Raw genomic sequence first — 19815 nt, 5'->3', positions numbered from 1 at the left:
TCGGTCAGGCCTCCAGCCGGGCCATGTGCGTGGCGATCGCGGCGGCGTTGTCGGCGCCGGCCCGTTGGTCGAGGGGGATGCGGTCGGCGATCCGGCCGTCCTTGAGGAAGACGACGACGTCGGCGTGGGCCGCGGCGACCGGGTCGTGGGTGACCATCAGGGTGGTCTGGCCCTCCCGGTCGACCAGCATCCGCATCATCCGCAGCACCTCGCGGGAGGTGACGGTGTCCAGGGCGCCGGTCGGCTCGTCCGCGAAGAGGACGTCGGGCCGGGTGATGAGTGCACGGGCGAGGGCGACGCGCTGCTGCTGGCCGCCGGACATCTCACTGGGGCGGTGCCCGGCGCGGTCGGCGAGCCCCACGGAGGCGAGCGCCGTGGCGACCTGCTCGCGGCTGACCTTGCGGCCGGCGAACCGGGAGGGCAGCTCCACGTTCTGCGCCGCCGTCAGGGACTCCACCAGGTTGAAGGCCTGGAACACGAAGCCGACGTGCTTGCGGCGCAGTTCGGTGCGCTGCATCTCGTTCTGCGCGCCGATGTCCACACCGGCCAGGACGATCTGTCCGTCGGAGGGCTGCTCGAGACCGGCCGCGCACTGCAGCAGGGTCGACTTGCCGGAACCGGAGGGCCCCATGATCGCGGTGAAGGTGCCGCGGCGGAAGGAGAGCGAGACGCCGTCCAGGGCGGTGACCTGTCGTCCGCCGGTGCCGTGGACCTTGCGCACGGCGTGGAGCTCGACCGCGTCCTGCGTGGGGGTGGTGTGGCTTGTCGTCGTCATGCCCTGATTCCATTGCACGGGGGGTGGTCGGGGCACTGACCCGCTCTCTACTCCTGAGGTAGAGGTAGCTCTACCTCCCGGGCTTCCCGGAGATCCACGAGAGACCGGCTGGGTACGTTGGCCGTATGCAACCCACAACGGCCTGGCAGGCCATGGCTCAGCGGCCGCTGAGCTTCCTGACCTCCAGCTGGCCCTGGCGGTCCCTGGCGTATCTGAGCGGTGGTGTCCTGGTCGGGGCCGCGGCGGTGCTCGTCTTCACCCTCGGCCTGGCCGCGGGCCTGATCCTCCTGGTCGTACTGATCGGGGTCGCGCCCCTGGTCGGCCTGGTCTTCGCCTCGACCGTGGTCGCCACGGTGGAGCGCCGCAGGCTGCGCCTGGTCGACCTCGACCACGTCGGCGACCCGCACCGCGCCCCGGAGGTCCCGGGGCTGCGCGGCTGGGCCGCCACCCGGCTCAAGGAGCCAGCGACGTGGCGGGAGTTGATGTTCACGCTGCTGTCGGCCGTCGCCCTGTGGTGGCTCGACCTGTTGGTGCTCGGCTTCTCCTTCGGACTGCCGGCCACGACCATCGCCTCGACCGACGGCGACACCTGGCCGTGGACGGTGTTCGGCGTGCTCGTGCTGCTCTCCACGCCGTACACGGTGACTTCGTGGGCGGGGGCGCGCGCCGCCATGGCCCGTTCCTTCCTCGCCCCGCGCGACCGGGAGCTGGGCGAGGAGCTGCGCGAGGTGCGCGCCTCGCAGTCGCGGCTGCTCGACTCCTTCGACGCCGAGCTGATCCGCATCGAGCGGGACCTCCACGACGGAGCCCAGCAGCACCTCGTGTCGCTGGGCATGACGCTGGGCCTGATGCGTCTGGACGCCGAGCCGGGCTCCTCCCAGGACGAGCTGCTCACCCAGGCCGAGCGTCAACTGTCCACGGCGCACAAGGAGTTGCGGGCCCTGATCCGGGGACTGAACCCGCCGGTGCTCGCCGACCACGGGCTCGTCGCGGCGATCCAGGACTACGCGGGCCGGTTCCCGATCCCGGTGACGGTGGATCTGAAGCTGCCCGAGCGGCTGCCCAGGAAGCTCGAGACGACGATGTACTACCTCATCAACGAGGCCATGACGAACATCGCCAAACACAGCGGCGCCGCGACCGCCGAGGTGCACGGTCGCTACCATTCCGATCTGTTGATCCTCGACATCAAGGACGACGGCCGGGGCGGCCTCGACCCGACGGGCAGCGGTGTGACGGGGCTCGCGGACCGGGTCACCGTTCTTGACGGCCGGATGCGGGTGTCGAGTCCGTCCGGTGGTCCCACCCTGTTGCACGTGGAGGTTCCGTGTCGCTTCGCCTGATCGTGGCCGAGGACGCCGTTCTGTTGCGCGAAGGCCTGATCGGGCTGCTCGAACGGGTCGGGCACGAGGTGGTGGCGGCGGTCGGCGACGCCGACGCGCTGCTCGCCGCGGTCCGCGCCGACCGTCCGGACCTGATCGTCACCGACGTACGGATGCCGCCGACGCTCGGCGACGACGGGCTGCGGGCGTCGGTCGAACTGCGCAAGGAGTTTCCCGGGCTGCCCGTGCTCGTGCTCAGCCAGTACGTGGAACGCTCGTACGCCCTGCGCCTGTTGGACTCGGGCGGCGGTGCCGGGGTCGGCTATCTGCTCAAGGAGCGGGTGAGCGCGGTGGCGGACTTCACGGCCGCGATCGAGCGGGTCGCCGCAGGCGGGACGGTGGTGGACCCCGAGGTCATCCACCAGCTGGTCCAGCTGCGCCAGGACCCGCTGGAGCGGCTCAGCGCCCGGGAGCGCGAGGTGCTCTCGCTGATCGCGGAGGGCCGCACCAACGCGAACCTGGCCAAGCAGCTGTTCATCAGCGAGGCGGCCGTGAACAAGCACATCGGCAACATCTTCACCAAGCTGGACCTTCCGGTGGCCACGGAAGGGCACCGACGGGTGCTCGCGGTCCTGGCGTACCTGCGGGCCTGACACACACAGGATCTTCGCCGCCGAGCGTCGGGTGACGCCGCGGCGCGCCTGTTCCGGGCGCCCGTACCGGTGGGGCGCGGGAGCCCGGTCACTCATTCCGTCGAGGCGGCGTCAGCCGGACTGCGTCGCAGCATCGGTGACTTCCGGCCTCGACGCCGGTGTGGCGGCAGGCGTGGCGGCCGGCCGGGGCTGCTTCTTCAGGCCGAGTCCGATGAACGCACCGCCGAGCGTCCCCACAGCCGCGACCCACCCTGCCGTCCGCAGCCCGCCGAGCAGCTCGTGCGGGTCGGGGTTGTGGCCGGTGTGCGCGTTCGCCACCGCGACCAGGGCCGCGAGGCCGAGGGCGCCGCCGATCTGACGGCACGTGGAGGCGAGCGCCGAGGCGACCCCCTGCTGGGCCGGTTCGGCCCCCGAGGACGCCACCGCCATGCAGATGACGGTCGGCGGCAGGAAGGCGATACCGGCCTCGAACGGGCTGTAGTTCAGCACGGACTGCAGGTAGGTGGTGAACAGGTAGTACGTGCCGCCCAGAGATGCCTGGAAGACGATCAACGCCAGCATGGGGATGTTCAGGCCCCGCAGGCGGAACAGCTTCAGTGGCACCAGGGGGTCGGCGGAGCGCTTCTCGATCAGCGTGAAGACAGCCAGCAGCAGCGCGCCGACCGCCAGAGCACCGGCGCCCTCCACCGAGCCCCAGCCCTTGGCCGGACCGCTGACCAGGCCGAAGACCAGCAGCGTCGAACCGATGGTGGCGACCGCGGCACCGAAGGCGTCGAAGCTGCGGCCGGTGTCGAGCGGGCGGTCGGCCGGCAGGATCCGGGTGGCGGCGAACGCCGCGATCAGCGCGAGCGGGACGTTGACGAAGAAGACCCAGCTCCAGCCGAAGGCGCTGGTCAGCACACCGCCGAGCAGCGAGCCCGCCGCCAGGCCCGCGCTGCCGACGGCGCCCCACACGGACGTGGCCCGGTTACGCTCCGGGCCCGGGGCGAACGTCGTGAAGACGAGCATCAGCGTCGCCGGCGTCAGCAGCGCACCGCCCACACCCTGGAGCGCGCGAGCGGCCACCAGGAGTCGGTGACCGCGCCTATGTCCGCCGATGCGCCGACGCGAGCCTCAAGCGCCTCGGCATCGACACCATCGACCTGTACTACGCGCACCGCCGCGACCCCTCGGTCCCGCTGGAGGAGACCGTCGGCGCGATGGCGGAACTCGTCCAGGAAGGCAAGGTCCGCCACCTCGGGCTCAGCGAGGTGACCGGCCCCGAACTGCGTGCCGCCCACGCCGTCCACCCGATCACCGCGCTCCAGTCCGAGTGGTCGCTCTTCAGCCGCGATGTCGAGACGTCGGCGGTACCCACGGCCGCGGAGCTCGGCGTGGCGTTCGTCGCGTACTCCCCCCTCGGCCGCGGCCTGCTCACCGGCGCACTCCCCGACAGCAGCGAACTGGGCGCGGGCGACGCCCGGTTGACGATGCCCCGCTTCAACGGCGAGCAGGCACGCACCAATGACACGCTCCTCCGGGCTGTCCGCGCGATCGCCGCGGAGCACGCCGCGACCCCCGCACAGACGGCGCTGGCATGGCTGCACCACCAGTCCCGCCGCCACGGCCTCACCGTCCTCCCCATACCCGGCTCCCGCAGATCGTCCCGGCTGCGGGAGAACGCCGCGGCAGCGACGCTCACCCTGTCCGCGGCCGAACTCGCTTCGCTCGAACCGCTGGCGGCACAGGTGGCGGGCGCCCGCTACGCCGACATGAGCAGCACGGCGGCGGCCCGAGAATGACCCGTGGTCATCGACGGTGACCTGCCGAGTACCGGCCCCGGTCGGGGCCGCGTAGCCACGTCACCCGCTCCCGTCAGCCGGCGGGAGCGCTCCGAGGACCGCGGCGAGACCTCCCGGATCGCGACGCGCGATGTTGTGGCCCACAGGAATCTCGTGCACCCGCCAGTCCGAGTGGTGGCGCAGCCGTTCGGTCACCGCTGTGAACGGGCTGCCCGGCCAGGTGCCACCACTGATGAACGTGCGGCCGACCGCGCGTCCGGGGCCGCTTCGCAGCCTGAGCGCCTGGAGGAAGCTCGCCAGCGGGTGCGGTCGCGCACGAGGGTCGGCCCCGCCGGGGGCCGCGACCCAGCGACCGTCGTCGCGGACACCGGCCATGAACTGGTGCCGGAACTGGTCGCTGGTCAGCGACCAGCACGAATCGCCGTCCTCCGGGACGTAGGCGTCGATGAAGACGAGTTGATCGAGACGGTCGCCGAGCCGGTCGGCGACACCGGCGATCACCATCCCGCCGTAGCTGTGTCCGCACAGCGCGAGGGGTCCTTCACCGCCGTCCTCGATGATCTCGGCCACCTGGTCGATGTGGCTGTCGAGATTCGGCGGCCGGTCGACGTCGGCGGGGCCGTCCGGCTCCAGCCCTGCCAGGGTCACCGCCTCGACCAGGTGACCGGCGCGGCGCAACTCGGCCGCCACCGCGTCGAACGCCCACCCGCCCTGCCAACCACCCGGCACCATCACGAACTTCACCGCGTCATCGTAAGCGAAGCCCCCCGCGTACGCCGTGCATGATCCGGAAGGGAGTAGGTCAGGGCACTATCCAAGGTACTGACACGTCCCCCGCGGCATGTAAACCCCGTGCCCCGCCCGCCCCGTGAACTCCCGCTCCGTGACCACGAGTTCACCACGGGACAGCACCGTCTCGACCCTCCCCGTGAGCCTCTTCCCCTCGTACGCCGAGTAGTCGACGTTCATGTGGTGCGTCTCCGCCGAGATCGTCTGCTCGGCGACCGGGTCGTAGATCACGATGTCCGCATCCGCGCCCGGCGCGATCGTCCCCTTCTTGCCGTACAGGCCGAACATCCTCGCCGGGCTTGCGCAGGCGATCTCGATCCAGCGGCGGCGCGTGATGTGTCCGTCGACGACGGCCTGGTGGAGGAGGTCCATACGGTTCTCCACGCCCGGCATCCCGTTCGGGATCTTCGAGAAGTCGCCGCGGCCCAGCTCCTTCTGCCCGCTGAAACAGAAGGGGCAGTGGTCGGTGGAGACGACCTGGAGGTCGTTCGTGCGCAGGCCGCGCCAGAGTGCCGCCTGGTGCTCCTTCGGGCGAAGGGGCGTGCTGCACACGTACTTCGCGCCCTCGAACTCCGGCTCCGCCAGGTTGTCCGTCGACAGGAACAGATACTGCGGGCAGGTCTCGCCGAAGACCGGGAGGCCCTCGTCGCGGGCCCGCGCCAGCTCCGCGAGCGCCTCCTGCGCCGACACGTGCACCACGTACAGCGGCGCGCCCGCCACCTGCGCCAGCTTGATCGCGCGGTGCGTCGCCTCCGATTCCAGGAGGGACCTGCGGACCTCGCCGTGGAAGCGCGGGTCGGTCTCGCCGCGGGCCAGCGCCTGCTCGACCAGGACGTCGATCGCGATGCCGTTCTCCGCGTGCATCATGATCAGGCCGCCGTTCTCACCGGCCCGCTGCATCGCCCGCAGGATCTGCCCGTCGTCCGAGTAGAAGACGCCCGGGTACGCCATGAACTGTTTGAAGGAGGTCACCCCCTCCCCCACCAGCAGATCCATCTCCTTCAGCGTGTCGTCGTGCACATCGGAGACGATCATGTGGAAGCCGTAGTCGATGGCGCACTGGCCGTCCGCCTTGGCGTGCCAGGCGTCGAGGCCCTCGCGCAGCGACCCGCCCTTCGACTGGATCGCGAAGTCGACGATCGTGGTCGTGCCGCCCCAGGCCGCGGCCCGCGTACCCGTCTCGAAGGTGTCGGCGGCGTAGGTGCCGCCGAACGGCATCTCCATGTGGGTGTGCCCGTCGACGCCGCCGGGGATGACGTACTTCTGCGACGCGTCGATCGTGCGCGCGTCCGTCCAGGACGCGGCGGCGCTGCTGCCGGTGGCCGCGAGGGCCGCGACGCGGCCGTCCTCGATGAGGACGTCGGCGTGCATCTCGTCGGCGGCTGTGACGACGAGACCGCCGCGGATGACCGTACGGACGGCGCTCATGTGCTCCTCCTGAGGGCTGCTGCGGTTACGGGCGGGTCAGGGGCTCGTACGCTTGCGGGTTGCGGTCGCGGTAGAACTGCCAGCGGTCGCGGACCTCGCGCAGCTTCGCCATGTCGAGCTCGCGGACGACGAGTTCGGGCGCCTTGTCGTCGGCGACCTCGCCCACGAACCGGCCCTCGGGGTCGACGAAGTACGACGTGCCGTAGAAGTCGTTGTCGCCGTACTCCTCGACGCCCACACGGTTGATCGCACCGACGAAGTACTCGTTGGCGACCGCGGCCGCCGGCTGCTCCAGCTGCCAGAGGTAGCGGGACAGGCCGCGCGAGGTGGCCGAGGGGTTGAAGACGATCTGGGCGCCCTCCAGGCCGAGCGCGCGCCAGCCCTCCGGGAAGTGCCGGTCGTAGCAGATGTACACACCGATCTTGCCCACCGCCGTGTCGAAGACCGGCCAGCCGCTGTTGCCCGGGCGGAAGTAGAACTTCTCCCAGAAGCCCTTGACCTGCGGGATGTGCGTCTTGCGGTACTTGCCGAGATAGCTGCCGTCGGCGTCGATCACGGCGGCCGTGTTGTAGAGGACGCCCGGCTGCTCCTCCTCGTAGACGGGGAGGACGAGGACGATGCCGTGTTCGCGGGCCAGGGCCTGGAAGCGCTGGACGACCGGTCCGTCCGGCACCGACTCCGCGTACTCGTAGAACTTCGCGTCCTGCACCTGGCAGAAGTACGGGCCGTAGAACAGCTCCTGGAAGCAGAGGACTTGGGCGCCCTGGGCGGCGGCGTCGCGGACCGCCTGCTCGTGCACCTTGATCATGGACTCTTTGTCGCCGGTCCATGCGGTCTGGAAGATGGCGGCGCGGATCACGGGGCTCATCGGACCTCCCTGAGAGGGGGTTGCACTGTGTGGTGTCGACGATAGGGAGCGGGGAGCGGCACCGCCGAGTCGCAGCGTGTCACGCGCGGGGCCGCGGGCGTTGCACGGTGTCACGGTCCCGACTGCGCGTCGTGCGCGAGCAGGGCCAGATGGACGGACGCGGCCTGCTCGAAGTCGTCGAGGTCGATGCCGAGCAGTGTCTGGATGGACTGGAGGCGGCGGTAGAGGGCGGGGCGGCTCATGTGGGTGAGCTGGGCGGTGCGGGACTTGTTGCGGCCGGTGGTGAGGTAGCCGCGCAGGACCGGGAGGAGTTCCGCGGCGTCCTCGGAGGCCAGGATGGCGTCCAACTCCCGTTCCGAGAAGGCCTGTACGCGAGGGTCGTCGCGCAACTGCCGTACGAGACCGCGCAGTCGTACGTCGCCGATACGGACCACCGGAGGGAGGCCGGGCGGCGCGCCGGTGACGGCGTCGGCCACGTGCAGGGCCTCGCGCAGCGCCTCCGGCACGTCCTCCCAGGCGGTACTGGCGGGGCCGGCCGCGACGAGGGCCCGCGCGTCACCGGTCTCCGCGCGCAGACGGTCGGCGAAGTGTGCGGCGAGGGCCTCCGGCGCCTGGTCGCGGGCGAGGCTGAGGAGGACGGCGGTGGAGTGCTCGGCGAGTTCCGCCACGAGGCCCGACAGCCCCAACAGGCGCAGCAGACGGTCGAGTTGGGCCGGTGAAGTGTCGCGTACGACGAGGGGAAGGAACGTGCGGCGGTTCACCGGGAGGCCCGCCGCGCGTGCGCGGGGCAGCAGGCCGCGGGCCGGCGCGCCGCCCGCGAGCAGGTCCGCGAGGAGACAGCGGGCCGACTGCTCCTCCCAGCTCGGCCCGGAGCCCGACAGCAGGTGGTGCAGCACCAGGGCCTCCGCCGCACGGTCCGCGAGCAGCCGCCCGGACGCGCCGTCACCGCGGTGCCCGCACAGCACGACGGAGCCCCAGCGTTCGCCGCGTCCGCCGAGGTCCGCGCGGATCCAGCCCTCCCCGTCGACCCCGCCGGGCTGCCGGGCGATGCGGTCCCAGTCGCGCAACACGTCGTCTACGGACGGGTGTTCGCCCGCCGTGGCGAGGACGCGGTGGGCGAGGTTGGTGAGGACGACCGGGCAACCGCTGTGCGCGGCGATCTCGTCGAGCAGTCCCTGCAGCGGGGCGCCCGCCGTGATGAGGCCGGTGAGCGAGGTACGGATGCCCTCGGAGAGGCTGACGGCGGCGAACTTCCTTCGTACGAGCCGGGATTGCACCTCCTCCGTCAACTCGGCGAAGGGGAACGGACGGTGCAGCACCACCATGGGCAGCCCGTGCCGTTCGGCGGCGCGCCGCATTCCCTCCGGGGAGGACGGGAAGGCGCGGCCGAGACCCAGGACGAGCGCGGCGGCCTCCGCGCGGTGCAGGGAGTCGATGTACTCGGCCTGTAGCCGCTCGTCGTCCGCGAGCAGGACGCCCGTGGTGAGGATCATCTCGCCGCCGCTCAGCATCACACCCACGTCCGCGGCCTCGGCCACGTGCACCCAGCGGACGGGGCGGTCGAGGTGCTCGGCCGCGGCGACCACCTCCGGTTGGCCGGCGGCGATGCGGTCCAGGGCGAGTATTTGGCGGACGGAGAGGGTGTGGGCGGACATGTGCTGAGGGTCTCCCTCGTGTTGCACGGTTACCCGGCGAGCGGTCGCGGGGCTCCGCCCCGGACCCCGCGCCTCAATCGCCGGCGGGGCTTCAATGGAGCGCCCGTTCCAAAATCCCCGCCCCCTCCTCCGCCTCCGCCACCGTCAAGGTCATCGGCGGAGCAATCCGCAGCACGCTCGAATCGTGGCCCCCGCCCTTGCCGATCAGAAGCCCCTGCGCCCGGCAGGACTCGATGACCTGCGCCGCGTCGGGGCCGGGGCCGGGGCTCTCCAGCTCGATGCCGATCATCAGGCCACGCCCCCGCACCTCCCGGACGCCGGGCGCGCTCGCGGCGATCGCCCGCAGTCGCTCGATGAGGAGTCCACCGACCCGCCGGGCGTTGCCCTGGAGGTCGTGTTCGAGCAGGTACGAGAGGTTGGCGAGGCCCGCCGCCATGGTGATCGGGGAGCCGCCGAACGTCGAAATGGAGTTGGCGTCAAGGCAGTTCATGACGTCACCACGGGCGACGACGCCGCCGATCGACATGCCGTTGCCGATGCCCTTGGCGAAGGTCAGGATGTCCGGCGGCCCCGACTCCGCGTGCGCCTGCCAGCCCCAGAAGTGCTCGCCGGTGCGGCCCCAGCCGGTCTGCACCTCGTCCGAGATCCACAGGATGCCGTGCTCGCGCAGGACGTCGCGGAAGGCGGCGTACAGGCCGTCGGGCGGGGAGGTGAAGCCGCCGACGCCCTGGATGGGTTCGGCGATGAGCGCCGCCACGTTGCCACGGGTCTGGCCGAGCATGTCCCGCAGGTCGGCTACGCAGGCGTCGATGAACTCGGCGTCGGCCAGGTGGGCGTAGGGGCCACGGCCACGTACGCCCCCGTGCACGTACAGCGTCTGGAGCGGGGACAGGCTCGTCGGCGACCAGCCCTTGTTGCCGGTGATGCCGACCGTGGAGAACGAGCGGCCGTGGTAGCTGTTGCGCATCGCCAGGATCTGGTTCGAGCGGCGGTACGCGGTGGCGAGCATCAGCGCCGTGTCGTTGGCCTCGGTGCCGGACGTGGTGAAGAAGACGCGGGCATCCGGGATTCCGGACAACTGGGCGACGCGCTCGGCGAGTTCGACCATCGGCCGGTTCAGATAGAGCGTCGAGGAGTGGACGATCCGGGAGGCCTGTTCGCTCACCGCCTTCGTGACCTCGGGCAGCGCGTGCGCCGTCATCGTCGTGAGGATGCCGCCGAAGAAGTCCAGGTACTTGTTGCCCTCGGCGTCCCAGACGTGCCGGCCCTCGCCGTGCGTGAGCTCGATCGGCTCGTCGTAGTACAGGGCCAGCCAGTCCGGCAGGACTTCGCGGTGGCGGTCGTGCAGAGAGGCTCGGGAGGGGGTGGTCATCGGCAGCACTCCTTCTTCCTTACGTCTCTACTTCTCTGCGCAGGTACGTCTGCGCGTATGCCTCTACGCAGATACGTCTGCGCCTAAGCCTCTACGCACGTAGAACGGCGGTAGAGGGACGAACGTAAGCCTCAACGGAGGGCTTGCCAAGGGCATCGTCGGCAACCCGCTGGATCGGGGCGGCCCCGGCACCCGTGCGGGTGACGGTTCAGTGTGCGAGGCCCGCGACGCGCAGCGCGTGCACCACGTCCCAGTACCGCTCCTCGGAGACCCGCCGCGCCGCGTCCAGGAGCAGGGGTACGAGCCGGTCGGGGGCGCCGCGCGCGGTGTGGGCGGCCTCTTCGGGGGTGCGGCCGCGGACGTACGCGTCGAGGAGGGTGCGGACCTCGTGGTGCCGGCCCTCCTCGTCGAGCCGGTGCACCGCGGCGCCGAACTCGGCGGGCGGGCTGCCCATGCCCTGACGCAGCAGCTGCCGACCGTCGCCGGTGCGGCCGGCCGCGACCAGCGCGTCGGCGGCGGCGACAAGACGGTCCAGCGGCAACGACGCGGCCTCCCACAGCAGGGTGGCCCAGTCGGCGCCGAGCCCGGACCGCGTCAACTCCGCGGCGAGCAGCGGGAAATGGGCGGCGGGCCCGGAGGCGGCGTCCACGAGGACCATGTGCGCCTCGCCGCTGCGGCCCTCGGCGCGGTGGCGGGCGAGGAGGGTGACCGTCGCGGACACGTCGACGTGGGCGGTGGCGTCGGCCGGCGGCGGGGCGGGGGCCGCCGCCTCCTGCTCGGCCGCGGCGCCGGCGAACCGGGCGCCCTTGGGAGTGGCGGCGGCGGGAACGGGTGCCGGGACGGCCCCCGGCTCCGGTTCGTCCACCGGCATCCCGGCGAAGCGCGCGCTGCCCCGGGGTCGGCGCTTGCGCTCCTTGGCGGGCGCCGGGCGGGGCGCCGACGGGGCCGGGCGAGCACCGGGTACGGACCCTTCCGGCCCCGCAGTCGCACCCGCAGCCGCACCCGCAGGGGTTGGCCCCAACTCCGCGAGCCTCGCCCCGAGTTCGGCGATCCGTGCCGTCGCCCGCTCGTGGTCGTCGCGCACCCAGGCCAGGTCGAAACGGACGGCGTCGGCCGCCTCCTCGTCGACGGCGGATTCGAGGCGGGCGCCGAGTTCGCGGAGGCGCCGCTCCGCGTACCGCCGCTCGCGCACCATCACGTCCATCCGGTCGGCGAGCAGCGCGCGTGCGCCGGGCCCCGCGTCGTGGGCGCGCACGGACGCTCGATGCAGGGCGCGGGCCCGGGCCGCCTCACGCTCGGCGTGCTCGGTACCCGTCGCCGACGCGAGGTCCTTCAGGAGCGCCTCCACCACGTCCCACGGCGGCACCTCGCTGCCGTCGAGACAGGCCCGCATGCCCTCGGGATCCCGCTGCCAGAAGACGCCGCACCAGCCGGCGCGTTGGTCGAGCCGGGCGTTGAGGCCCTGCAGATATGTCGCGAAGTCCCGTACCCGGTCCGGGAGTTGTCCCACTTCCGCCACGCGCCCCGCCGATCGTCGCACTCCTGGAGCCTTACGCTCCGGAAGCAAACACCTCCCGTGTTACGGGGGTGCTACGCGCACTTTTCGACACGGACACCGGCACCGGTCAAGCGGGCGCCAGGGCGTCCGTCAGGCCGGCGCCAAGGCGCAGCGCGTCATCAGCTCGTCCATGGAAAGGCCCAGCTCACGGGCGAGCACGGCGACGGTGAAGAAGGCCGGGGTCGGCGCTCGACCCGTCTCGATCTTGCGCAGCGTCTCGACGGAGATGCCCGCGCCCGCGGCCACCTCCGTCATGCTGCGCCCGAGCCGCGCCTCGCGCAGCAGCCGGCCGAGGTGCTCGCCACGTTCGCGCTCTTCGGGGGTCAAGGGGGTTCGGACCATGCCCCCACTCTACCCGAGACCCCATTTTTGTACCGGATTTAAATACCGGTATAGTTATTGGCATGGTGGAACTCAAGACGGATACACAGATCGACGCGATGCGGGAGGCGGGCCGGGTCGTGGCCGACGCCCTCGCCGCGGTACGCGAGCACGCTGCCGTGGGCGTGAGCCTGCTGGAGCTCGACGAGGTGGCACACGACGTGCTGCGCAAGGCGGGCGCGGGCTCACCCTTCCTCGGCTACCGGCCGAGCTTCGCGCCCACACCGTTTCCCGCCGTGCTCTGCGTGTCCGTGAACGACGCGATCGTGCACGGGATCCCGACCAAGTACCGGTTGCGGGACGGGGACCTGGTCTCGGCCGACTTCGGGGCGGAGCTGGACGGGTGGGCGGGCGACTCCGCGATCAGCTTCACGGTGGGCAGGGCACGGCCCGAGGACGTACGACTCGTGGAGACGGCCGAGCGGGCGCTCGCGGCCGGGATCGCGGCGGCGGTCGTCGGGAACCGGATCGGGGACATCGCGCACGCGATCGGGACCGTGTGCCGGGAGGCCGGATACGGGATTCCGGAGGACTTCGGCGGGCACGGGATCGGTCGGCGGATGCACGAGGATCCCGGGGTGCCGAACGAGGGGCGGGCCGGGCGCGGCATGGTGCTGCGGCACGGCATGGCGCTGGCCATCGAGCCCATGGTCATCGGGGGTGGTGGGGACGGCTACCACGAGGCGTCCGACGGCTGGACCCTCCGCACGAACGACGGCTCCCGCGCCGCCCACGCGGAACACTCCGTGGCGATCACGGAGGCGGGCCCCCGCATCCTCACGGCTCGCTGAACCGGGCCCCGGGGCTGGAGCCACCGCAAGGGGTGCGCGGCACCGGGGCGCCGCCTTGCCCACCCTGCCGCCCCAGGCGGCAGACTGCCCAAGGCGGCTGACGGCCGAGCGCGGCGGCGGGTGAGCAAAATTCAGCCCCGCCGGCGTTTGAGGCGCGGGGTCCGGGGCGGCGCCCCGTGGCGTGAGGGCGGGTGACCGCCAGGCCACGGGGGCCGCCCGTGCGCTACTTCGTGGGTGTCACCACCATCGCCGAACCGCCACCCCTGCGTACCTTCTCCGCCGCGGCGAGCCACTTACCGCCGGGCAACCGCTGCACACCGGTCGCCGCCCCGATCTCCGGGTTCTCCTTGAAGGAGTGCCCGATGGCCTCGAGCTCACCCCGCACCCCGCTGTCGTACAGCCCCGGCTCAAGCTCCGTCTGCGCCGCGTTCCGCTGACTCGCCCGCGGCGCCGCAATCGCGTCGACCAGCGGCAGGTCCCGGTCGAGGAACCCCGTCAACGTCTGCAGCACCGTGGTGATGATGGTGGCCCCGCCCGGCGACCCGACCGCGACCACCGGCTTGCCCGTCTTGTCGAGCACGATCGTCGGCGCGATCGACGAGCGCGGACGCTTGCCGGGACCCGGCAGGTTCGGGTCGTGGACGTCGGCGCTCGCGGGCGCGAAGGAGAAGTCCGTCAGCTCGTTGTTGAGCAGGAAGCCGCGCCCCGGCACGGTGATGCCGCTGCCGCCGGTCGACTCGATGGTGAGCGTGTAGGAGACGACGTTGCCCCACTTGTCCGCCGCCGTGAGGTGCGTGGTGTTCTCACCCTCGTACGTCGTCGGCGCCGCCTTGTCCCCGGCCTCGCCGCACTTTCCGGGGTGCCTCGGGTCACCCGGAGCGAGCGGGCTCTTGAGCACCGCGTCGTCCTTGATGAGGCACTCGCGCGAGTCCGCGAACTTCTGCGAAAGCAGCCCCTTCGTCGGCACGTCCTCGAACGCCGGGTCGCCCACCCAGCGCCCCCGGTCGGCGAAGGCCACACGGCTCGCCCCGATGAAGCGGTGCAGGTACTGGACGTCCGACGCCTTCGACAGGTCGGTGTTCTCAAGGATGTTGAGCGCTTCACCGACACTCGTGCCACCGGACGAGGACGGCGCCATGGAGTAGACGCCGAGCCCGCGGTACGAAGTCCGGGTCGGCGCCTGGAACTTGGCGCCGTAGGCGGTGAGATCCTTCGCCGACAGCTTCCCGGGACGCGCCACGTAGTCCGAACCCGGGTCCACCGGCGGCTTGTTGACCGTCTTCACGACGTCCTTGCCGATGCCGCCGCGGTACAGCGCCCCGGCCCCGTCCCGGCCCAACTGCTCGTACGTGCGCGCCAGATCGGGGTTCTTGAACGTCGAGCCGACCGCCGGGAGCTTCCCGCCCGGCAGGAACAGCTTCGCCGTGTCGGGGAAGTTGCGGAACCGGGCCTCGTTGGACGCGGTCTGCGAGCGGAACGTGTCGTCGACCGTGAAGCCGTCGCTCGCCAGCTTCGTGGCCGGCTTCAGCACCGAGCCGAGGCCCCTGCTCCCCCACGCGTCGAGCGCCGACTGCCACGTGGCCGGCGTCCCCGGCGTACCGACGCTCAGCCCGCTGGTGACCGCGTCGTTGAAGGCGAGCGGCTTGCCGTTCTCCAGGAAGAGGTCGGAGCCGGCCGTCAGCGGCGCCGTCTCGCGGCCGTCGATCGTGTGGACCTTGCGGGACTTGGCGTCGTAATAGACGAAGTAGCCGCCGCCACCGACCCCGGACGAGTACGGCTCGGTCACGCCGAGGGCGGCCGCGGTGGCGACGGCGGCGTCCACCGCGTTGCCCCCGCGCTTGAGTACCTCGATGCCGGCCGCGGAGGCGTCCTTGTCGACGCTCGCCACCGCGCCGCCGGAGCCGACGGCCACCGGTTCCTTCACAGGCGTACGCGAACCGGACGTACTCGAACCGGACGAAGGCGGAGCCGCGGCACCAACCGCCACCATGCTGCCCAGCGCGGCGAAGACCGACAGATTCCGCACAACTGAACGTCTCATCAGTACCTCCGGTCAACAGGCGTCAGCGCAGCGTAACTTGATCGGACCGCGCCGTCAGGACCCCCTCGAACCCCGGTCGAACATCCCGCTAGAGTGCGCCCCCATGACTGAAGACGTGCGCAACATCGTCCTCGGCCTGATCGCGGCGGGCATCAGCGCCTCGCTGGGCTGGCTCGCCCGTACCTACCTGTGGCGGCGCAAGCTCCGCCGCAAGCAGGCCTTCTTCGGGCTGCCCGACAACTCCGAGTCGCTGCTCGTCGTGAACCGCGACGCGGGCGGCCCCGAGCTGACGGTGAAGCGCCACGACGTCTTCGCCCTTCTCGAACTCTCCGCGCTCATCAAGGACTGCAACGCGCACGCCCAGGTCGTCGCCCACGACACCGCGCAGCAGGGCTTCGGGGAGCGTACGGAATTCTGTGTCGGGGGTCCGGCGTCCAACAGACGCATGGCCGCGCACATGGTCAGCCTGCTGCCCGGCGTCCGGGTCAACACCGACCCCGAGCCGGGTCCGGACCGCGGCGCCTTCCAGATCGGCTCCGAGCGCTACCGCCTGGAGCCGAGCAGAACCGAATACGTACTCCTGGCCCGTCTGACCGCCGGTCCCGCCACACCCGAGGCGAGGCCGGTGTTCCTGTTCTGCGGGCAGCTGCCGATCACCAACCAGGCCGCCACGCGCTATCTCGCCCGCCACCACGAGCGACTCGCCCGCAAGCACGGCAACAACTCCTTCGTCCTGCTGCTGAAGGTCGTGAACTCCGGGGCGTACGGGCCCGACGTCGTCGAGCTGGTCGACGACGTCACCAAGGCGGCCGAGGCCCCGCTGCCCGCCGCGCCAGCCAATGGCGGCCGCGCCGCGCACCGCGCCAAATAGGCCGCGCCGAAGGGCGCCCGAAACCAAGGAGAGCGGCACCCCCGTCGCGTACGAATGCGACAAGGGCCCGCTCATCCTCGGCAAGCAGGCACGTCCCGACCGGCACGCTGCAGCTGACCTTCTCCCACACGGACACACGAACTCCGTGAAGCAGTGATCTCCGGCTGCCGCTGGGCGGGGACGGGCCGATGCTTTCGTTTCGGCTACTGCGTACCTGGCAGCAGCGTCCCTGGCTCGGCCGGGGCGACATCGGCCGCCTCCGTCTTGGGGTTGCGCCGCTGGCGCTTGGCCACCCACTGGGCGAACCAGGACAACACCATGCACATCCCGATGTAGATAGGTGAGATCACCATCACCACAGGGATGAAGGGCAAATCGTAGTCGAGGTTGGAAGCGATCAGTTTTCCGGCGTGGAGGAACTCCTCATAGGTGATGAGATACCCGAGCGACGTGTCCTTCAGGGCCACCACCAACTGGCTGATGATGGCGGGCAGCATGGCCCGCACCGCCTGAGGGACGAGCACATGCGTCATGACCTGCGTCTTGCGCATGCCCAGCGCGTACGCCGCCTCGCGCTGCCCGCGCTCCACCGCGTTGATGCCCGAACGGAACACCTCGGCGAGCACGGAGCCGTTGTAGAGCGTCAGGCCGGCGACGAGCGCGGCCAGCGGCTCCATCTTCAGGGCCACGTAGATGAAGAAGATCATCACCAGGACCGGCATGGCGCGGAAGAACTCGACGAACAGCGTCGCGATCCAGCGCACCGGTTTGTGGTCGGAGAGCCGTCCCACGGCCAGGAGCGTGCCGAGCACGAGCGAGAGGACGGCCGCCATGGCGAATGCCTTGAGCGTGTTGCCGAGCCCGCGCAGGAGCAGCTCCTGGATGCCCGTGTACTCGAAGGGCATCCACTTCGTGTACGTGAACTGGTCGGTGTCGAAGAGCAGGTACAGGATCCAGCCGACCAGGGCGAGCACGATGAGCGTCGAGACGGCGCCGTACATCTTGTGCCGGCGTTCGGTCTTCGGGCCCGGGATGTCGTAGAGGGCGGTGGCGTCGTGCCGCAGGGCCTTCATCGGGCGAACCCCCAGCGCTTCTCGAGGAAGTTGAACAGGGCGCTGATGGCGAGCGTGATGATCAGGTATCCGATCGCGATCCAGACGAAGGTCCAGATGATGTTGTAGCCGAGCTCGCTGAGCGTTTTGTAGGTGCCGAGCAGCTCGACGACGCTGAAGGCGCCCGCGATCGCGGAGTTCTTGGCGAGCGCGATGAGCGTGGAGCCGATCGGCGGGATCACGGACCGGAAGGCCTGCGGCAGGATCACATGGGTCAGGGTCTGGCCGAACGTCATGCCGAGGCTGCGGGCCGCTTCGCCCTGCCCCTTGGGCACCGTGTTGATGCCGGAGCGCACCGCCTCGCAGATGAACGCCGAGGTGTAGCAGCCGAGCGCGAGGATCGCGAAGACGGTGAAGGGCAGGACCAGACCGAAGCGCGGCAGGCCGAGCAGCACCGCGAAGAACAGCAGCGTCAGCGGGGTGTTGCGCAGCACAGTGACCCACGCGGTGCCGAAGGCCCGGAAGGATCCGACGGGCGCGACCCGGAACGAGGCCATGAGGAATCCGAGCACCAGGGCCAGGACCGACGCGAAGACGGTGAGTTCGACGGTGCCGAGGAAGCCCTTCCAGTACAGCGAAAAGTTGTCGGTCAGGACATTCATGGGACGCCTCCTCAGTTCGCCGGGTAGCGGTCGATGGCGGGCGGTTTCGGGGCCGGCTCACCGGACAGGCCGAGCGTCGCCTCGTACGCCTTCTTCCAGTCGCCGTTCTTCTGGCGGGCCTCGATGGCGTCGTCGATGGCGAACCGCAGCGCGTTGTCCTTCTTCGGGACCCCGATGCCGTACGGCTCCTCGGAGAACGGCTTGCCGACGAGCTTCATCTCCTCCGGCACCTTGGCCGCGTAGCCGAGCAGGATCGCGTCGTCGGTGGTGACCGCGTCGACCTGGTAGGTCAGCAGATTGTCGACGCAGATCGAGTACGTGTCGTACGCGACGAGCTCGGCCTTCGGGTAGTCGGCCTTGATGCGCTGATACGGCGTGGAACCGGCTGCCGAGCAGACCCTCTTGCCCGCGAGGTCGCCCGGACCCTTGATGTCCTTCTCGTCGGTGCGCACGAGCAGCGACTGTCCCGCCATGTAGTACGGGCCCGCGAAGCCGACGATCTTCTTGCGGAGATCGTTGATGGTGTACGTGCCGACGTAGTAGTCGATCTGCCCGTTCTGCAGGGCCGTCTCGCGGTTCGCCGACGCGATGGTCTTGAAGCGGATCTTCTTCGGGTCGAGGCCGAGGGAGGCCGAGACCATCTTGGCGATCTCGATGTCGAAGCCCGTGTACGTGCCGTTCGCGGGGTTCTTCTCACCGAGGTAGGGCTGGTCCTCCTTGGCCCCGACGATGAAGTGGCCGCGCTTCTCCGCCTTCTTCCACGTCGGGGAGTCGGGCAGCGAGAACCCTTGCGCGATCTGGTACTTGGGGAGCTCCGCGGCCGACGGTCCCTTGACCGGCGGGGCGCCCTCCTTGCCGCAGGCGGTGGCGGCGAGGGCCACCGCCGCCATGGCGGCGAGCAGCCGTAGCGACTTGGCGATCATGTGCTGGTGCGCTCCCCCGGTCAGTGCTTCAGGATCTTGGAGAGGAAGTCACGGGCGCGCTCGCTCTCCGGATGGGTGAAGAACTCCTCGGGGTTGCGGTCCTCCACGATCTTCCCGTCCGCCATGAAGACGACGCGGTCGGCGGCGGTGCGCGCGAAGCCCATCTCGTGGGTGACGACGACCATCGTCATGCCCTCGTGCGCGAGTTGCTGCATGACCTCGAGCACCTCGTTGATCATCTCCGGGTCGAGTGCCGAGGTCGGCTCGTCGAAGAGAAGGGCCTTGGGGTCCATGGCGAGTGCGCGGGCGATGGCCACGCGCTGCTGCTGTCCGCCGGACATCTGCGCGGGGAACTTGTCGGCGTGGGCGGCGAGTCCGACCCGGTCGAGGAGTTCGCGGGAGCGCTTGTCGGCCTCGTCCTTCTTGCGCTTCCTGACCTTCAGCTGGGCCAGCGAGACGTTCTGGAGGACCGTCTTGTGCGCGAAGAGGTTGAACGACTGGAAGACCATGCCCACTTCGGCCCGCAGTTGTGCGAGCGCCTTCCCCTCCTCGGGGAGCGGCTGTCCGTCGAGTCGGATCTCTCCGGACTCGATGGTCTCCAGACGGTTGATCGTCCGGCAGAGCGTCGACTTGCCCGACCCCGAAGGGCCGATGACCACCACCACCTCCCCCTTGCCGACGGTGAGGTCGATGTCCTGGAGGACATGCAGCTCCCCGTAGTACTTGTTCACGTCTCGCAGCTCGATCAACGGATCGACGGCCATCGGCAGTCCCTGCCCACTTTCAGCTGTGTCGGTCCGCGCAAACTATCCACGCTTACATGGGACTTAACAGACGACACGCACTTATGGTCATTAACCGTATTTGCGGCTTTGACGCTCAACTACGCGGCG

General features: G+C 70.6%; 18 protein-coding genes and 1 pseudogene. 5 read left to right on the top strand and 14 right to left on the bottom strand.

The genetic code is table 11. The annotated features are described in order from the left end of the window. Positions 1-4: 4 nt before the first annotated feature. Entirely contained in the window at positions 5-775 is a 771-nt protein-coding gene (locus OHA73_RS33660; protein ID WP_327656919.1) for an ABC transporter ATP-binding protein, read from the bottom strand. 125 nt (positions 776-900) lie between these two features. On the opposite strand from OHA73_RS33660, the gene OHA73_RS33655 reads away from it, so the two are divergent. Together OHA73_RS33655 and OHA73_RS33650 are read left to right on the top strand one after the other, a co-directional pair. Beyond that, on the top strand, positions 901-2118 hold the full coding sequence (locus OHA73_RS33655) for a sensor histidine kinase (protein WP_267068672.1): 1218 nt from the start codon (positions 901-903) through the stop codon (positions 2116-2118). Next, positions 2118-2750, top strand: a complete 633-nt coding sequence (locus OHA73_RS33650; RefSeq protein WP_327658578.1) for a response regulator transcription factor — start codon at positions 2118-2120, stop codon at positions 2748-2750. The genes OHA73_RS33655 and OHA73_RS33650 overlap by 1 nt, the downstream gene beginning before the upstream one ends. A gap of 111 nt (positions 2751-2861) precedes the next feature. Here OHA73_RS33650 and OHA73_RS33645 read toward each other — a convergent pair whose 3' ends face one another. Beyond that, on the bottom strand, positions 2862-3815 hold the full coding sequence (locus tag OHA73_RS33645; protein ID WP_327656918.1) for an MFS transporter: 954 nt from the start codon (positions 3813-3815) through the stop codon (positions 2862-2864). Positions 3816-3826: 11 nt separating this feature from the next. Here OHA73_RS33645 and OHA73_RS33640 point away from each other — a divergent pair. Beyond that, a pseudogene (locus tag OHA73_RS33640) lies at positions 3827-4531 on the top strand (aldo/keto reductase); the annotation flags it as partial. A 60-nt stretch (positions 4532-4591) separates the two neighbouring features. On the opposite strand, the gene OHA73_RS33635 reads toward OHA73_RS33640, so the two are convergent. From OHA73_RS33635 to OHA73_RS33605, 7 genes are all read right to left on the bottom strand, one after another. Next, entirely contained in the window at positions 4592-5275 is a 684-nt protein-coding gene (locus OHA73_RS33635; RefSeq protein ID WP_327656917.1) for an alpha/beta fold hydrolase, read from the bottom strand. 66 nt (positions 5276-5341) lie between these two features. Then, on the bottom strand, positions 5342-6748 hold the full coding sequence (gene hydA, locus OHA73_RS33630; RefSeq protein WP_327656916.1) for a dihydropyrimidinase: 1407 nt from the start codon (positions 6746-6748) through the stop codon (positions 5342-5344). 25 nt (positions 6749-6773) lie between these two features. Further along, positions 6774-7616: a nitrilase-related carbon-nitrogen hydrolase gene (locus OHA73_RS33625; RefSeq protein WP_266715346.1), complete on the bottom strand. Its 843-nt coding sequence runs from the start codon at positions 7614-7616 to the stop codon at positions 6774-6776. Between the two features lie 110 nt (positions 7617-7726). Next, a complete protein-coding gene (locus OHA73_RS33620) occupies positions 7727-9271 on the bottom strand; it encodes a PucR family transcriptional regulator (RefSeq protein WP_327656915.1) in 1545 nt (514 codons plus the stop codon). A gap of 91 nt (positions 9272-9362) precedes the next feature. Then, the gene (locus OHA73_RS33615) at positions 9363-10643 is read right to left on the bottom strand and encodes an aspartate aminotransferase family protein (protein WP_327656914.1); all 1281 of its coding nucleotides are present in this window, start codon (positions 10641-10643) and stop codon (positions 9363-9365) included. 208 nt (positions 10644-10851) lie between these two features. Next, positions 10852-12153 (bottom strand): hypothetical protein, encoded by a 1302-nt coding sequence (locus OHA73_RS33610; RefSeq protein WP_327658577.1) that lies wholly within the window; start codon positions 12151-12153, stop codon positions 10852-10854. A 138-nt stretch (positions 12154-12291) separates the two neighbouring features. Beyond that, on the bottom strand, positions 12292-12543 hold the full coding sequence (locus tag OHA73_RS33605; RefSeq protein ID WP_327656913.1) for a helix-turn-helix domain-containing protein: 252 nt from the start codon (positions 12541-12543) through the stop codon (positions 12292-12294). A 62-nt stretch (positions 12544-12605) separates the two neighbouring features. On the opposite strand from OHA73_RS33605, the gene map reads away from it, so the two are divergent. Then, positions 12606-13373 (top strand): type I methionyl aminopeptidase, encoded by a 768-nt coding sequence (map, locus tag OHA73_RS33600; protein WP_266715342.1) that lies wholly within the window; start codon positions 12606-12608, stop codon positions 13371-13373. A 223-nt stretch (positions 13374-13596) separates the two neighbouring features. Here map and ggt read toward each other — a convergent pair whose 3' ends face one another. Next, the gene (ggt, locus tag OHA73_RS33595; RefSeq protein WP_327656912.1) at positions 13597-15414 is read right to left on the bottom strand and encodes a gamma-glutamyltransferase; all 1818 of its coding nucleotides are present in this window, start codon (positions 15412-15414) and stop codon (positions 13597-13599) included. A gap of 103 nt (positions 15415-15517) precedes the next feature. Here ggt and OHA73_RS33590 point away from each other — a divergent pair, with 103 nt between their 5' ends. Then, positions 15518-16285: a hypothetical protein gene (locus OHA73_RS33590; protein WP_266715340.1), complete on the top strand. Its 768-nt coding sequence runs from the start codon at positions 15518-15520 to the stop codon at positions 16283-16285. 203 nt (positions 16286-16488) lie between these two features. Here the strand turns inward: OHA73_RS33590 and OHA73_RS33585 are convergent, their stop codons facing one another. Genes OHA73_RS33585 through OHA73_RS33570 form a run of 4 tightly spaced genes read right to left on the bottom strand, consistent with a single transcriptional unit; the run spans position 16489 to position 19686 of the window. Beyond that, the gene (locus tag OHA73_RS33585) at positions 16489-17358 is read right to left on the bottom strand and encodes an amino acid ABC transporter permease (RefSeq protein WP_266715339.1); all 870 of its coding nucleotides are present in this window, start codon (positions 17356-17358) and stop codon (positions 16489-16491) included. Further along, positions 17355-17999 (bottom strand): amino acid ABC transporter permease, encoded by a 645-nt coding sequence (locus OHA73_RS33580; protein WP_266715338.1) that lies wholly within the window; start codon positions 17997-17999, stop codon positions 17355-17357. Before OHA73_RS33580 ends, OHA73_RS33585 begins: the two co-directional genes overlap by 4 nt. Positions 18000-18010: 11 nt before the next feature. Continuing rightward, positions 18011-18922 carry a glutamate ABC transporter substrate-binding protein gene (locus OHA73_RS33575; protein ID WP_266715337.1) on the bottom strand — a complete coding sequence of 304 codons (912 nt, stop codon included), beginning with the start codon at positions 18920-18922 and terminating at the stop codon, positions 18011-18013. A gap of 20 nt (positions 18923-18942) precedes the next feature. Beyond that, entirely contained in the window at positions 18943-19686 is a 744-nt protein-coding gene (locus tag OHA73_RS33570; protein WP_266715336.1) for an amino acid ABC transporter ATP-binding protein, read from the bottom strand. Positions 19687-19815: the final 129 nt, after the last annotated feature.

It is taken from the genome of Streptomyces sp. NBC_00483, from assembly GCF_036013745.1.
Classification (GTDB): Bacteria; Actinomycetota; Actinomycetes; order Streptomycetales; family Streptomycetaceae; genus Streptomyces.
Note: the sequence above shows the minus strand (reverse complement) of the source record. Positions and strands in the feature narration are given on the sequence as shown.